The organism is Sediminibacterium sp. FW305-C-61, assembly GCF_058231065.1.
Genome location: NZ_JBIQXR010000002.1, coordinates 554,169 through 568,683, shown reverse-complemented (window position 1 = coordinate 568,683; position 14,515 = coordinate 554,169). Strand labels below are relative to the sequence as shown.

12 protein-coding genes are annotated in these 14,515 nt (G+C 40.2%); 6 read left to right on the top strand and 6 right to left on the bottom strand.

Annotated elements, in window-relative coordinates; all coding sequences use genetic code 11:
- Positions 1-27: 27 nt before the first annotated feature.
- Together ACH30E_RS07695 and ACH30E_RS07690 are read right to left on the bottom strand one after the other, a co-directional pair.
- The gene (locus tag ACH30E_RS07695; protein WP_490824345.1) at positions 28-1,176 is read right to left on the bottom strand and encodes a FecR family protein; all 1,149 of its coding nucleotides are present in this window, start codon (positions 1,174-1,176) and stop codon (positions 28-30) included.
- A 75-nt stretch (positions 1,177-1,251) separates the two neighbouring features.
- Entirely contained in the window at positions 1,252-1,836 is a 585-nt protein-coding gene (locus tag ACH30E_RS07690; RefSeq protein ID WP_490824344.1) for an RNA polymerase sigma-70 factor, read from the bottom strand.
- A gap of 499 nt (positions 1,837-2,335) precedes the next feature.
- Between ACH30E_RS07690 and ACH30E_RS07685 the strand changes: the two genes are divergently transcribed.
- The 3 genes from ACH30E_RS07685 to ACH30E_RS07675 all read left to right on the top strand — a co-directional run bounded on the left by ACH30E_RS07685 (position 2,336) and on the right by ACH30E_RS07675 (position 4,821).
- Positions 2,336-2,935 (top strand): hypothetical protein, encoded by a 600-nt coding sequence (locus ACH30E_RS07685; protein ID WP_490824343.1) that lies wholly within the window; start codon positions 2,336-2,338, stop codon positions 2,933-2,935.
- Positions 2,936-3,061: 126 nt separating this feature from the next.
- A complete protein-coding gene (locus ACH30E_RS07680; protein WP_490824342.1) occupies positions 3,062-4,054 on the top strand; it encodes a hypothetical protein in 993 nt (330 codons plus the stop codon).
- Complete coding sequence (locus tag ACH30E_RS07675; RefSeq protein ID WP_490824341.1) at positions 4,048-4,821, top strand: hypothetical protein; 774 nt, start codon at positions 4,048-4,050, stop codon at positions 4,819-4,821. The genes ACH30E_RS07680 and ACH30E_RS07675 overlap by 7 nt, the downstream gene beginning before the upstream one ends.
- A 7-nt stretch (positions 4,822-4,828) precedes the next feature.
- Here ACH30E_RS07675 and ACH30E_RS07670 read toward each other — a convergent pair whose 3' ends face one another.
- The gene (locus tag ACH30E_RS07670) at positions 4,829-5,233 is read right to left on the bottom strand and encodes a hypothetical protein (RefSeq protein ID WP_490824340.1); all 405 of its coding nucleotides are present in this window, start codon (positions 5,231-5,233) and stop codon (positions 4,829-4,831) included.
- 147 nt (positions 5,234-5,380) lie between these two features.
- Here ACH30E_RS07670 and ACH30E_RS07665 point away from each other — a divergent pair, with 147 nt between their 5' ends.
- The 3 genes from ACH30E_RS07665 (at position 5,381) to ACH30E_RS07655 (ending at position 11,559) form a co-directional block, all read left to right on the top strand.
- The gene (locus tag ACH30E_RS07665; RefSeq protein ID WP_490824339.1) at positions 5,381-6,877 is read left to right on the top strand and encodes a hypothetical protein; all 1,497 of its coding nucleotides are present in this window, start codon (positions 5,381-5,383) and stop codon (positions 6,875-6,877) included.
- Positions 6,878-6,992: 115 nt separating this feature from the next.
- Positions 6,993-10,811 (top strand): hypothetical protein, encoded by a 3,819-nt coding sequence (locus ACH30E_RS07660; RefSeq protein WP_490824338.1) that lies wholly within the window; start codon positions 6,993-6,995, stop codon positions 10,809-10,811.
- Between the two features lie 10 nt (positions 10,812-10,821).
- The gene (locus tag ACH30E_RS07655; RefSeq protein WP_490824337.1) at positions 10,822-11,559 is read left to right on the top strand and encodes a hypothetical protein; all 738 of its coding nucleotides are present in this window, start codon (positions 10,822-10,824) and stop codon (positions 11,557-11,559) included.
- A 17-nt stretch (positions 11,560-11,576) separates the two neighbouring features.
- On the opposite strand, the gene ACH30E_RS07650 is transcribed toward ACH30E_RS07655, so the two are convergent.
- From ACH30E_RS07650 to ACH30E_RS07640, 3 genes are all read right to left on the bottom strand, one after another.
- Complete coding sequence (locus ACH30E_RS07650; protein ID WP_490824336.1) at positions 11,577-12,227, bottom strand: hypothetical protein; 651 nt, start codon at positions 12,225-12,227, stop codon at positions 11,577-11,579.
- A 612-nt stretch (positions 12,228-12,839) separates the two neighbouring features.
- On the bottom strand, positions 12,840-14,066 hold the full coding sequence (locus tag ACH30E_RS07645; RefSeq protein ID WP_490824335.1) for a hypothetical protein: 1,227 nt from the start codon (positions 14,064-14,066) through the stop codon (positions 12,840-12,842).
- Complete coding sequence (locus ACH30E_RS07640) at positions 14,063-14,503, bottom strand: QcrA and Rieske domain-containing protein (RefSeq protein ID WP_490824334.1); 441 nt, start codon at positions 14,501-14,503, stop codon at positions 14,063-14,065. The genes ACH30E_RS07645 and ACH30E_RS07640 overlap by 4 nt, the downstream gene beginning before the upstream one ends.
- Positions 14,504-14,515: the final 12 nt, after the last annotated feature.

Genomic DNA, 14,515 nt, shown 5'->3' with positions numbered 1-14,515 from the left:
GTTTTTTATTCAAATCAATATGTTGAATCATTTAGATGTTGACATCACAATGATTTTTCTTCCTTTTGTTTCAAAACGCACTTTCCCTGTTTCTGCAAGAATCTCCAGTAACTGCTCTGCATTCTGCCTTCTTGAAAGTATCCCCATAAACTGTACTGAGCCAAGATCCCCCTGCACTTCTACATCCACATCATACCACCTGGATATTTGTCGCATAATCGTTCGCATATCTGCCCCTTGAAAATTAAAACTGCCATTCTTCCAAGCTAATACCTGTTCCAAATTGGGCTTAGTCACTTCGAATTGCTTACCTACTATTCGTGCTTGTTCTCCGGGGATAATCATTTTCTCAAGTTGTTGTGATTGTACTTTCACACTACCATGTAAAAGTGTAGTGCGAACAGCACCTTCTTCTGGGTATGCCATCACATTAAACCCAGTTCCAAGGACTTGAACATTAACCTCATTAGTCTTAACAACAAAAGGATGCTGAGGATCTTTTTCTACTTCAAAATAGGCTTCCCCGCTTAATGAAACCTCCCGATTGTTACCAAGAAATGCGGTTGGATAACGAAGTGTGGATGCAGAGTTGATCCAGACCTTTGATCCATCAGGCAATTCTACTTGATATTGCCCACCTCTAGGTGTGGTAAGCGTATTATAACCTACCTGCACTGCAGTGCCTTTATAGGATAACAATCCACTATCCAATTTAATGATCCGAACGCCGTCCTGATCTGCAACATCTCCATTACTGGCATCATCAAGTACGATGGTTTTTCCAGATGCAAGCGTTAATACAGCTTTGTTACCACCGGGCAAAAATTGAGCAGGTGTATTTGATACAAGTAGATCCTGTTTGTCTTTTAAACCCATATAATACAACCAACCTGCTCCCAGAGCTAAAAGCAATATGGCCGCTGCAACCCAACGGAACCGCCGGATAAAATGAATTTTATGATTAGGCTTTATAGGTGCAAAAACGCTTTCGTGCTCAATTTTTGCAAGTAGTTGTTCCTTTATCCGGGATACTGCTGCTGCTTTTGACCCGAATACTTCCTCGTCCCACGGTTGCTGGAATGAACTAAAATAGTTGATAAGCTGCTGCTCTTCCAGTTCACTCGCATTCCCTTCTCGGTATCGGGTAATAAGTATAATGAATTCCTCTTTATTCAATGGACCACAGATTAAAATAGTAATACAATGATAATAGCGGATCAGTGAGAGAAATCCCCCATGCGCTCTTGAAAATTATTTTCCACCAAGGAATAAAAGTACAAGGGGCAGAAAGTCACCAAGGGAGGCACGTATCTTTTTCATTGCCGTAGCAAGCTGATTTTCAACAGTCTTAGTAGAAATGGATAGTCTTTCTGCTATTTCCTTATGGCTTAAGTGCTCTTCCCTGCTTAATAGGTAGACCTGCTGCATTTTTTCCGGCAGATCGTAAATAGCCTGTTTTAGTTTATCCTGTAGCTCCCGTTGGTAAACCTGGTTTTCAGTGACTGCCTCCATCCAGATTCTTTTTTCAATCTGGTCAAACACCCGCTCTTTTACTTTGCCCCTGCGTATGTGGTCAATGACTTCATTGCGCATGGCCCGGAAAAGGTAGGGTTCGAGTGAAAGGTTGGGATCAAGTTTCTCCCGGTTGACCCAAAGCCATAACAAAACGTCCTGAACAAGATCCTCGCAGGTCTCACGGTCGTGTAATACATTAACGGCATACACAAGCAACCGTTCTGCGTAGGCATCAAAGATTTCAGTGAATGCTGCCACCTCACCAGCCCGTAAGCGGCGTACCAATAATACCGGGGATGTTATAAGATTCAGTTCAGTCATTTCAAGGGTTACAAGGGTAAGAAAACAGGCAGTAAAATAGTACCACCATCAAACCGAAGTTAACAATGTGTAACTAAATGGACAAGTGAGGGATAAAAAATGATGCTTGCTTATCCGATTAATACTCAGTAGTTTCTTTCAAAAAAAAGGGAAAGTAAAATATCATTATAAAAATCACAACAACTAAACGAGCGATTACGTTTGTGTATATTAGTATATGAGCTCAACTGAATACATAGAGGTTTTCAATAAGTTGATCACTGCACAAAATTTACCAGACGACAGCCTAATAATGCTTGTCAACCAATTATTGTCTCAAACACCTATTTCATTTCAGAAGATCAATATGCCTTTTATAGTTAGGACTTCGGTGTTGGATCCAGGTGAACATTGTCAGAATATTTCCAGATGCTCCTATAATCCGGACACTACCCAAATCCCTTTGCAGAGGTGCAATAATAAAGGACAACAAGTATTTTATGGAACCATCCCCGGTGGAATGACCAACCTCAGCGATGCCGCACAATCTTCCTTTATGGAAACCTGCTTTGACCGGATTAAAGAAGATCCAACTTTTAATAACCGGTTTATTGTTGCCACCAGATGGATATTTCGGCAATCACCGCTGGTTTGGGTGCTACCCTTTCATTCAGGTTCACTGGAACTGAATGAAAATTTTAAATTTCTTTTTGAGCAGTTTGACACAAAATTGAAGGAGATAAGCCTAGACGAGGCAACCTACCTTGACCTTAAAGCCAAAGCTGAATACCTCAGCGGTTTGTTTTGTTGTGCTGAAAATAAAAAAGCATCCTACCGTGTCACATCAAGTGTACACAATGAAATGCTTAGGAACTTTAATGAACAAATGGAAGATAGGCTACACGGCCTGATTTACCCAAGTGCAAATACAAAAGGCGAAGGGATGAATATCGTTCTGGAAAAAGATTTCATTACCCCTCAAAATATCTATTGTGACGTAGCAATTTTGTATTATTTCCAGCGAAACCCAGGAAATCCAAAGGAAATTTCATTCTTACCCAGGGCTACCGGTATTCCAGACCAAAATGGCGATATTGTGTTTGCACCTTTAGATTTATAATTTCATCCCCTTCATTAAACTTTGCATCTAGCTATAAAATTGGAAATCAATAGCTTATCATAATAACATTATTTTGCACGATAACATATATTTTGTTATTGTGCAATTTTGTGTTATATTTGGATCGTGAATGACATTAGCAACTATATAGACAAGGCTTTTGGTCTGCAAGTACCTTTGCACCGGCTGGACAACAAGGATTTGGGGAAACTCCCCGTTTATTTGCGGGGAGCATATGACTTCTGGTTGGGAAGGATGCTGAATAATAAAGTGATTTTTGCAGAAGTAAAAGATAGGGAGGAACTGTCTCCTTCGCGCTTGAAAAAGCAAGCTCGGGATCTCAGGAATATGCTGCACCATCCGGTGATCTTCGTGCTGAAGGAATTGGAAAGCTGGAACCGGTCGAGGTTGATTGAACAGAACGTTTCCTTTATTGAACCTGGGAGACAGCTCTATGTCCCGGAGCTGTTGATGCATTTGAATGATACTTCGGGTCGCAATTCGATGCAGTTGCATGTGGGTGAAAAGTTGGGGATGCAATCACAGGCCATATTGCTGTGGAAACTAAATAAAAGGTGCATTGAGCCACTCGAATACCAGCACATGACCAATGTTATGGACTGCTCATTGATGACAGTGAGCAGAAGTATGCGGGAATTAGCAAGTGCTGGATTGGTGACCATTGAGGAGGGAAAGCCTAATCTGGTTTACTTCAACGCGCACGGAAAAGAACTATGGGATCAGGCTTTGCCGCTACTCTCCTCCCCTGTAAAAACGGTATGGCGGAGTGAAAAACCGATTGATACGACTGTAGACATGAAGATATCCGGAGAAACAGCTTTAGCACATTACACCATGCTTTCAAAAGGTAATGGAGCTACCTACGCTGTAGGTAAAAAGATGTTTTCTTTTTTAAAGAGGGCCCCAGCATTACAACAACTGCAGCAGCACTATGGTGATTTCATCATCCAGATATGGGAGTACGATCCTGATTTAGTCATGGGCAATTTTGGAGCTGTAGTGGACAGGCTGTCACTTTATTTATCAATGAAAGACAATATTGAAGATGAACGGATGGAAGCAGCATTGCAGGAATTATTAAATAAAATGGAATGGTAGAAGGATTGGATCTATTTACGGAACATTTTGCAGATCACACGGCGCATTATGTATTGATTGGTGGCACGGCATGTGACCGTCATTTTTCGCAAAGGGAATTACCCTTCAGGGTTACAAAGGATCTGGATATTATACTCGTGGTAGAAGCGTTAAACGATGCGTTCGTGAAACACTTTTATGATTTTATCCGCGCAGGAGAATACGTGTTAGCAGAAGTCGATGGCAAGAAAACATTTTACCGTTTTATAGAACCCAAGGCAAAAGGATATCCTTATATGCTGGAACTATTTTCACGGCACCCGGAAGTGCTAAGTGCGCCGCCGGAAGACATTCATATCACAGATATTGAGACCGGGGAAGATGTTTCCAGCCTGTCGGCGATACTAATGAATGATGATTATTACAATCTTACGATGGAGCATAGCCCGCTGATAGATGGTCTTAGGGTGGCCAGCGAACCTTGCCTTGTTTGCTTAAAGACTCGCGCCTACTTTGGCAATCTGGAACTGAAGGAAAAGGGTGTGAAAATACAGGACGATAAAATTTACAAACACAAAAAAGATGTGCTTCGTTTGTTAAGCGTCATCAATCCTGCTTTTCGTCTCCCGGTTCCTGATTCCATCCGCCCAGATATTGAGAAATTCATCGCTGTGATGGAAGCCGAAAGCGAAGGGATTCAGCAGTCGCTGAAGGGAATGAAAATTGGGGCATCACCAGCGGATCTGATTGAAGTGATGCGCAATGTTTTCCTGCCTGAGCAAGGTTAAATCAAAATCATATACTGCATGACAAGAGTAGTATGCGATACGATGGTATGGTATGAACTGGCAAAGGGAAGACTTGCCCACCCCGAATAACATTCATGTGTAATTCCTTTTCCGGATCAAGCAGCAACAACAGTTTGTTTTTAGAAAGTGTGAGTTTTTCTATCAGGGTCTTTTTCCTATCGAGATTAACCGCCGGATCCTGAAACTCAATATTCAACATTTTTGCGTTTGCGCTCACCTCTCCCACAGTTATTCGTAATTCATCTACCCATTTCTGCGGGTTATTAGATGAAAGAGCTGCGCTCAACTGCAGACGGAGATTCGCTCTATATTCTTTGAAACCGGCTTTTGAGATCCAGAAATTGATGGTTATGGTGATGATAGAGATGGCTAAAGTAGCGATCCAGGGCATATTATATTGATACCAAAAGGATTGAGTTTTTGCATCGGTAGCCCCTTGCCCAAATGCTATAATTACGAGGCAAAATAAAATTGGGAAAAGAATTAGTTTTTAATTCATTTTAACGGAATTTGATAGAAATATAAACAAAATCGATATATGCTCAGTGATATGTCTCCCATCCGTCACCTGGAATGGGAAAACCTTCCAGACCCAATGATTATATCTCAAATCCATTTTGAGCGGAGTGCTTATACTTTTGATGAGGGCGCAGTGATAGAAATCAAACGGTCGGACGAATTTAAACTAAAAGCGAAACTGCGCGGATGGACAGACAATTTTGAAGTCTTTCAAAAAGACTATTTTAAAGGAAATTCAACAATCATTGAAGGAGATACAATCCGTGGAAAAGATGCTGATGGCAATGAAGTGATTTTACATGAATGCTATATAGATAGCTTTACATCTACTAATGCAAACAGCAATAAGAATGGGTATTATTTTGAATCAGATATTCTGATTGACTCCTGCCAGATCAATAAATCATCCTTAGAAACCACAAGTAATACTCCTGTACGTTTGGAATGGTTCATCACTGCACGTACAAAAGCGAGGCTAAAGGGATCAACGCTACGCAAAGGCAAACCGTTTTACAAAAAACTGCGAGAAGGTATTGATATTATCCCACAAGAAATCACTGATGACCATTTGGCTTACACAAGCTGGTCTCATGATTATATCAAGGTTGATTTACCAGAGGGTTACTTCATACTTTCGATTGTCGCAAAAGATTTTACACCGGAATGGGCGCAGGGCATCTGTATTGAATATTATCCGGTAAATACACAGGATTTTACCAACCAAGTTAAAGAATCCATTACAAAGTGTATTTCGTTTTTATTGGGCAGTGTATTGATCCCGGTCGGTCATTCGATGGTATCAGGCAATGAAACCACTGAAGCGTATTTTCAAAATCCATGGCAAGACAATATCAAAAAATACTGTTCGTTTGCACTTCCGCCTGTTCATTTTAACTATCACTATGATTGGGGAAATCTTCAGTGTCTGGCGCAATCAATGCTTGGAAAATACATTAGGCTGAATGAGCCATTGCAGTTAAACCAGGTAATCGAAAGATATTTTATTGCCTTGAAAACACCTATTGGTGTTAACCTTCCGATCCTTGCCAATGCGCTCGAAATACTGTCAACTAATTACCTGAAAAAAGAAGGAAAACTAAACGAGCAATTCATCACGGATGAAAAGTATGCAGAATTGATCTCCCCTGAATTAGAAATACTGTCAAAGAACCTTTCGGGTTTGGACGGCGCAGAAAATATTTTGCGAAAAATAAAGGGTGCCAATCGAAGAAATCCGGCTGAGAAAGTTTTGCTGTTCCTGCAGCTGATTGGGATCATTCCGGGAAAGTTAGAAAAACAAGCACTCGCACTGCGGAATAAAATGGCACACTCAGTCAGAGATTATTCAGATGATGAAACAAGTCAGAACGATGTTGTCATGACACGGATATACCAGACTCTTTTTAACAGGATCGTTTTAAAGGTTCTCCGCTATGCAGACTTCTACATTGATTACAGCCAGTTTAATGTAGTGGCAAAACATATTGACTTGCCGGCAGGCAACAACGATCATTAAAATACTTACCCGCCTTTAATCTATTGATAATCAAATCGAAAAATTACGTTGATAGCTAGATTTCAAAAGATTCGTTTACCTGTAATACATTTGAATACATGCAAAATTAAATTATATGGCAGGTCTTAATGAAATAACGCTTGATCAGATTAAAAACCTAAAAGACATCGAGCTGAGCCAACTGCTTCACCACCTGCTGCATTGTGAAGCCTCCAAATTTATTCCCGGTCATTTCACGGTATCAGTTCCTTTCAATATTACCACTGCTGACGCTGGTTCTGATGGCCGGGCTCAGTGGTCAGGAACACCGTCGCGAACACCGAAGTTATTAAACCAATACTGCGTTTTTCAAAACAAGGCTACAGATCTTATTCCTTCGAAATGCTACGAAGAAATTTTAGAGAATGCGGTTGCCGGGCAACCCAGGAAACTGAAAGCCGAAATCGAAAAGGTTGTGAAAGCAGATGGCTGTTATATTCTCTTTACGAACAGGGCTATTGTCGATGATGGCAAACAGGAAAGAATTGCAAAGTTTAGAAAAGCAATTGAAGATAGCGGCCACGTTAATCATGCCACCTTTGAAATGGCTGTTTATGATGCCAACGAAATCAAGGACTGGGCGAATCAATACTTAAGTGCAGTTATTCTTGTACAAAAATTCAATGGAATAACACGACCACTTGGATTTCGGACATGGGACGAATTGGGGCCTGACATAAAAGAGAAAGACGCTACCTATCAACCAAATGTTGAACTGACTGATGCTATTGCAGCCATTCGTGCAGGAATTCTAACAGAAAAGATATACAGGATTCACGGTCATTCTGGGTTGGGAAAAACAAGATTCATATATGAAACATTCCGCCCTGCAAATCCTGTTGTTGAAGGGTTGAAAAACCTCTTCGTTTATTTCGATGCCGAATTAACCAATAAGATTGATGATGTTATCGATTATGTAATGTCGCACAGGGAAAAACAATCAGGTGTAATCGTAGTTGATAACTGCGAAGTCAGTACACACTTGAAATTCTCAGGGCTGGTTAAACCATATGAAGGAATAAAACTCATTACTATTGGCCTTGACGACAGCAGAGAGGTAACTGATCGAAAAATTAAATTGATCAGGGACAATCAAAAAGAGGTAGTACAACAGATCATCGATGAAAGGCTAGGGAAAACGCATACGCTGGCTGACAGACAATATTTATCTTCCGTATGTGAAGGATACCCTTGGATGGCGGTAAAGTTTTCCGATCAGGTATCCAAGTTGGGATTGAATGAACTTCACAATTATCCCATCGACACATTAATCAAACGACTGCTTTTTGATCACGGAGAACAAAATGATTTGGACTATGATGTAATTCGTGCTTGTTCCGTTTTCTCTTCATTTGGTTTTCTGGACGACAGTTTTCAGTTTGTTATTAACAAGCAACTGGTTGATACACTGCAAAAGCAAATGGATTTTATTCGTGAAGAAATTTACGATGGAACGATCTCCGATACTAAGTTCCGGAGCATATGTAAACGGTACAAGGATAAAGACATCATTGAGAAAAAAGGAGTTTACTATTCAGTGAAACCTACCGTACTCGCTACGCACCTGGCAGCGACTTGGTTAAAAGAAACATCGCCACAAAGAATTATTACTATTCTTGAAAAGCTAAAAAATGCTCAGTTAGATACAAAATTTATTGAGCGGTTAACCGATCTGGATCAGATAGACGAGGCAAAAGAATTAGTAGGAAAACTCTGGGGAACAGGCGGTTTTTTCGGATCAGCGGAAGTGCTTAAATCAGAATGGGGCTCACTCCTCTTCCGCCATGTAGTTGAAGTGAACCCGGTTGAAACAATGAATACGCTGAGTTATGTATTCGGCAGTTTATCCACGGAAGAATTGCGTTCTGAAACTGCTTCTCGCCGTAATATAGTTTGGGCATTGGAAAAACTATGTTTTAGAAAAGAGACTTTCACAGATGCCACTAAAATGATGTTTTCTTTAGCAGTGGCTGAGAACGAAACATGGGCGAATAATGCCACAGGTCAGTTGCGACAATTATTTCAAATTCGGCTGGCCGGTACAGAAGCAAGCCTGAACGATCGTATCCCGGTCTTAGAATGGGCACTATCGAAAAACAGGGAGGATTTTGAACGTGTAGCTGTGCTTGCAATGATAACCGGTTTGGACAATCACCATTTTCATCGCTCTGGTGGACTGGAGAATCAGGGAAGTGGAGCACCATTAAAGGATTATGTACCCTCTGGAAAAGAAGTTCATGAATACTGGAAGACCTTACTTGCGTTTTTTAAATCTATCGCAAAGAAAGACACATCTAACGGAGAATTGGCAAGAAAAGAATTTACCAGAAACGTCCGTATCCTGATACGGGATGGTTTTTTAGGTGAAATAGAAAATTTCATTCGTGAAGTGATAATAGATTTTAAAGGAACCTGGCCAGATCTTACCAATGCACTTCGTAGGGCAATCGCATACGAAGTAAAAGGAATGAGTGTTTTAGTAACCCGAATTGAAAGCATCATTGAACTGCTAACCCCGAAGGACTTACGCAGTGAGTTAATACTGAAAGTATCCAAACCGGAATGGTTTGACCATGCGGAAGATATAAATGGAGATCGGCCTGCTAAAAATGCAACAGCACTTGCTGAAAAAATTGTCCAGAACAACATTGATATATCAGAATTTTTGCCTGATCTTCTAACAGGTGAACAGCGGCAAAGTTTCAATTTTGGCAAACGTCTGGGTGAGCTTATGTCGGATAAAAAGGAATTTATCACCAAAGGACTCTCCGCTCTGGATGCTATTCCCTTTAACCAGCAAAGTCCGGAGTTACTTGCAGGTTTTGCAATAGGCTCAAAAGATGACCAGTTAATTAGCGATCTATACACTTCGGTATTAAACAGTAACACTTACATGCACACTGCTTTTTACTTTGCCCGAGCATTGAATATAAAAATGCCGGATTTGTATCGTTTGTTCAATCTGGTTGATAACAATAAAGTAAACATTGGCTACTTTCTAAATTTTAAATACGGTGGATTTTTTTCCGATACTTCTGAAGAGAATGTCATCGATTTTTGCAGGAAAATCAACTCATATCCTGATGGTAATTGGGTAGCGTTGACGTTACTTTACATGTATTGCTTTAACAATGAAGGCTACTGGCAATCCTGCTCCGCTGCTATGAAAGAGATCATCACAAAAGAGAACATGGTAGTCAATAAAAACATAGCTTTTCAAATGGACGATTATCATTGGGCAAGTACTGTTGAAAAACTATTGACAATGGAAAGTGACAATGAATTTGCGCTGACCATCATGAAGCAATTGATCGATATTGGATCTGAGCGGGACTATAACTATAACATAGATCCTTATCTTCCCAAGATTTACAGAATCCTGTTTGATAAGTATTTTGATCAAACCTGGCCTATTTTTGGAAATGCATTATTGGGGAAGAATTACATTTTTATTATTCATATTAACCATACCATTGGTGCACAGAAGGGAAGCCAAGAATCTGTCGGTGTTTTATTTGAAAATCCGGAAAGATTTGAAAAACTGATCGCCTGGTGCAAAGAGCATCCAGAAGAAGGACCGAAACGAATGGCCCACATGATGCCAATTGAGGCTGGGTCAAGTGAGAACATCGAATGGCATCCTTTCGCAAAAATGATTATTGATAATTTTGGGGCGAATAAAGAGGTGATCAGCAACCTTTCAGCTAATATCGGCACATACGGTTCTGTAGGTAGCAGCGTGCCATACCTTCAATCGGTATTCTGGTTGATGCAATTGCTTAAAGATCACCCTATCGATCTGGTGCGTCAATGGTCAGTCTCTGAAGCGAACTCTTTGCGTAAACAAATCAAGCATGAAGAATTAGATAACGAAGAACAATTGCCCCGGATATAATTATCAATTAATGACAGACTCAGTTACATTCGGAAGCCAATTTCTAACCTTTATCCACCAGGTTCATGAAGTGATAGATGAAACCATTTATCCATCAAAAAAATACGTAGATGAACCAGAGCGGTTTTATTATACCATCCTTCACAAACTTGCAACAGTTAGTGACGTTATTGCTTTTTTAATCACGAACCTTGATGCCAAACCCCATTACGCCAACAGTGCGATTATTCTGGCAAGAACTTCGATGCTGGATACTATCTGCCTTTACTATGTTCTTGACCAAACAAATGATGAAGAGGATCAGAAAAAAAGAATTGACAATATTTTAAATGATCATGTGCGGTCTATATATCAAAGTACGTCCAATGAAGAAAAAAAACTTGAAATCAGAAATCAATATCCATGGTGTTTTGAATCAGGGAAATTCAGAGCGGATATTGAGAGAATTACAACAAAAAAAATGATTGACAGCTTGCATGTTGAAGAGTTGAAGAAACCCACTGATCGTGCGCTTAAATTGTATAGTTTGTTCTCAAAAGTTGAACACAATGGGTTGTTCACATTTAATATACTCCACAGTCACTACAATGATTCGGATAAACGGTCAGTTATGATGAACTACGATGCCGCGTTGGTTATCGGTGAGGTTATTATGATAGTTTTACTTCATTGGGTTGATAAAGATGATGAACGCTATAGAAACCTTCTTCACCTTTATGGTTTGATGGGAAAATGCTTCAATAATTAAAAGATCCCAATACGGTATTATACCAGTTTATATTTAGAAAAATACTGTACTTCCGAAAATACGTGAACCATCAGTGCCCGAACCTCTCTTTTAAATAGATTATGCCTGTACCGGCTGACGTAAATAAATTGAGGAGCGGAACCCGTCTTTTCCTTCTGAAACAAGTACCCGAGCCACCGGATGTTTGCATCATATACCTGCCAGTGACAACCGTCATAAAAGGATGCTTCGGAAGGATGTAGAAACGTAGCTTTTACATGATGCTTCATTGATTTGCGGACGCGCAATTCCCTATCACTTGTTTTGAGCCATTTCGATATTTCATCACCGAAGCCGGTTAACGGATGCAAAAGCCAGTTTTTATGCTTTTCTGCGACCTTTTCCATAGTTGTGATCCGACCCAAAAAATATATTTTATAGAGTGCTTCCATTTTTTTTAAATGCACTAGCACACGGTTAGCAGCGAAGAAAGTAATCTCGAAAATTTTATCTTTTGCCTTCTGCGGATCATCGTAGGTAATGTGTAAGTCAATCTTTCGCTCCCCTTGTTTCCAGATGATAGTATAATGTTCGCCTGGCACAACACCGCCAAGCGAGATCTTCTCACATCCAGATCTGATCCCAACCTGTGCCCAAAAGCCTGGTAATTCCGTTTCGATTGTTTGCATTCTCTAATTTACAAAAACATCAGCGTTTATTCCTGAAAATCAATGCATTTAGACGCAAAGACATATTATTATATTATTCGTTCTGTTTCCGCACCTACTCTACTGCAGACCTCATAAAAGCTGCTGTGGAACATGGCATCACAACACTGACCTTGTGCAACATCAACTCCACCTACTACCACTGGGAATTCGTAAAACTTTGTCACGAAGCGGGTATCAAACCGGTACTTAATGTTAGCATCAGAAACAAACATCAGCACTGCTATTTATTAATCGTAAAAATAATAAAGGCTTACAATGGCTCAATGAATTCTTATCACATCACCTGATAGCTAAACTAGACTTTCCACCTGATCCCAATGCTTCTGAACATGTGTGTTTGTAATCTACCTCAATGACTCAAAAAAATTGAAGATCTCAAACCCTATTAACTAAAGTCTTTGTGCAACTTCACACCGGCCATCTGCTTTATTGACTGAGTACAGCCGCTACCCTACCCTGGTTACCAATACCTACAAACTCCTCGATGCATGTTCTATGGAAATGGAATTTGAAGTCGACAAAATCAGGCAGGTATTCGGCGGCTCGAAGGAATATCAATCCAACAAACGATTAAAAATAGGTACTCACCCCAAATTGAAATCCTGCCAGCTTAACTGGTGGATTACCTAAGATATCTTTCTGCCAATTGTAACGATAGTTCAACCGAATCACAGTTTGTGCAGTAGGTCGCCAACTGATGGCAGGAACAATGGAAAATACTTCATCACCAATATTATCGCCCGAAGACTTGAACCTTCCTTTATTCCAATCCACATATTCAATACGCAAAGCTGCATTGATAACTGACTTTTCAAAGCCAAATACAGGTTGCTTGATAACAGGCTGCACAAAATCAATAAAACCTCCCTGTTGTTTACTGCCGAATTGCTCGGTATAGGTTTCTGGTACATCGACATTGACCCATGCCCATTCAGCATTGATGAAGGTATTGATTTTGGGAAGGGTAGTATTAAAGTCTACCGCAAATACATTGACGCTTCTTTGTTTATCCAATATCAATCCATCAGCTTGATATTTATTATAAATGCCTCCCATATAGGATAGCCCTAATTCACCTATCCCCCTGTTTCGTACCGCAACTTTACCCGTGAACAATGGGCTACCATTAGCGCTTTCCTCAAAGCGATTTTTGTTTTCTTTGCTGGCTGGCAGGAATGTTTTGCCCGCTGCGTTGTCAATGATTTTATCATCGAACCCATTGGTGAGGTATGCCTCATAAGCATACACCCAATCCTTGGTGTATTTTTTTCCAAACAAACCAAAACCGATATTACTCCAGGTGGCCGGGAGCATTTGAGTGGCTGACACAGGGCGATCAATAAATTCCCATTTTGGACCATCATGATTTTGATTAAATGCGCCAATAGGGTTCATTACAATACCGCCCCTCAGATTAAAGAGAGGTGCAAATTCGAAATCAACAGATCCAAATTCAATATTGATTTCTTTAGTACCGTCTTCAAATTCTATTTCACTTAAAAATTTTATTCTTTTTGAAATAGAGGAGGATACAAACAAGGTCAACCTTCTCATTTGAAACTGGTGACCCTCTGATATACCGTCTTTCTGGAAATATTGATAATTGGCTTCCGCATAACCGCCCAATGCTACAGGTAATTTACCTGACTGAAGAAAAGGTCGGTTATACACGGCATCCATGTTTAATAGCATACCCGAGGTGTCTTTTGCCATTCTGCGAAGCAATACAGGGTCTATCTGTGCAATAGCAGTTGAGGAAAAGAAAACAAATGTCAGTAAGAAAATAAATAGTCTCATATTTTTCTCAAGTCAATGAATAGTTCGTTGTTATTGATCGTAACCGGAAAAGTCCGCAGGTTTTTGTCGGCAGGTCCGTTGGTTACTTTACCGTGATTATCGTACTCACTGCCATGAGCCGGGCACTGCAGGTAATCACCTGCCACATTAAGTTCAGCTCCCTGGTGCGCACATTCCATCCAGATAGCGGAATAATCTTGATCACTAAACCGGTACACACAAATAGGAAACACCAACTCCTCATTGCGTACTACGATGTATAAGCGATGTTTATCACTTCCCTTTATGACAAAATCTTGTTTATCTATTTCGATTCCGTCTTTGAGTAACTTACCATTGGAAAATTTTGTAGTTGCACAAGAACCCAAAAGTGTTGCCACAGAGGATACGCCGAGACAAGCTGTACAGGATCTAAGTATAAAATCTTTTCTGTTCATCTTTTCAAAATA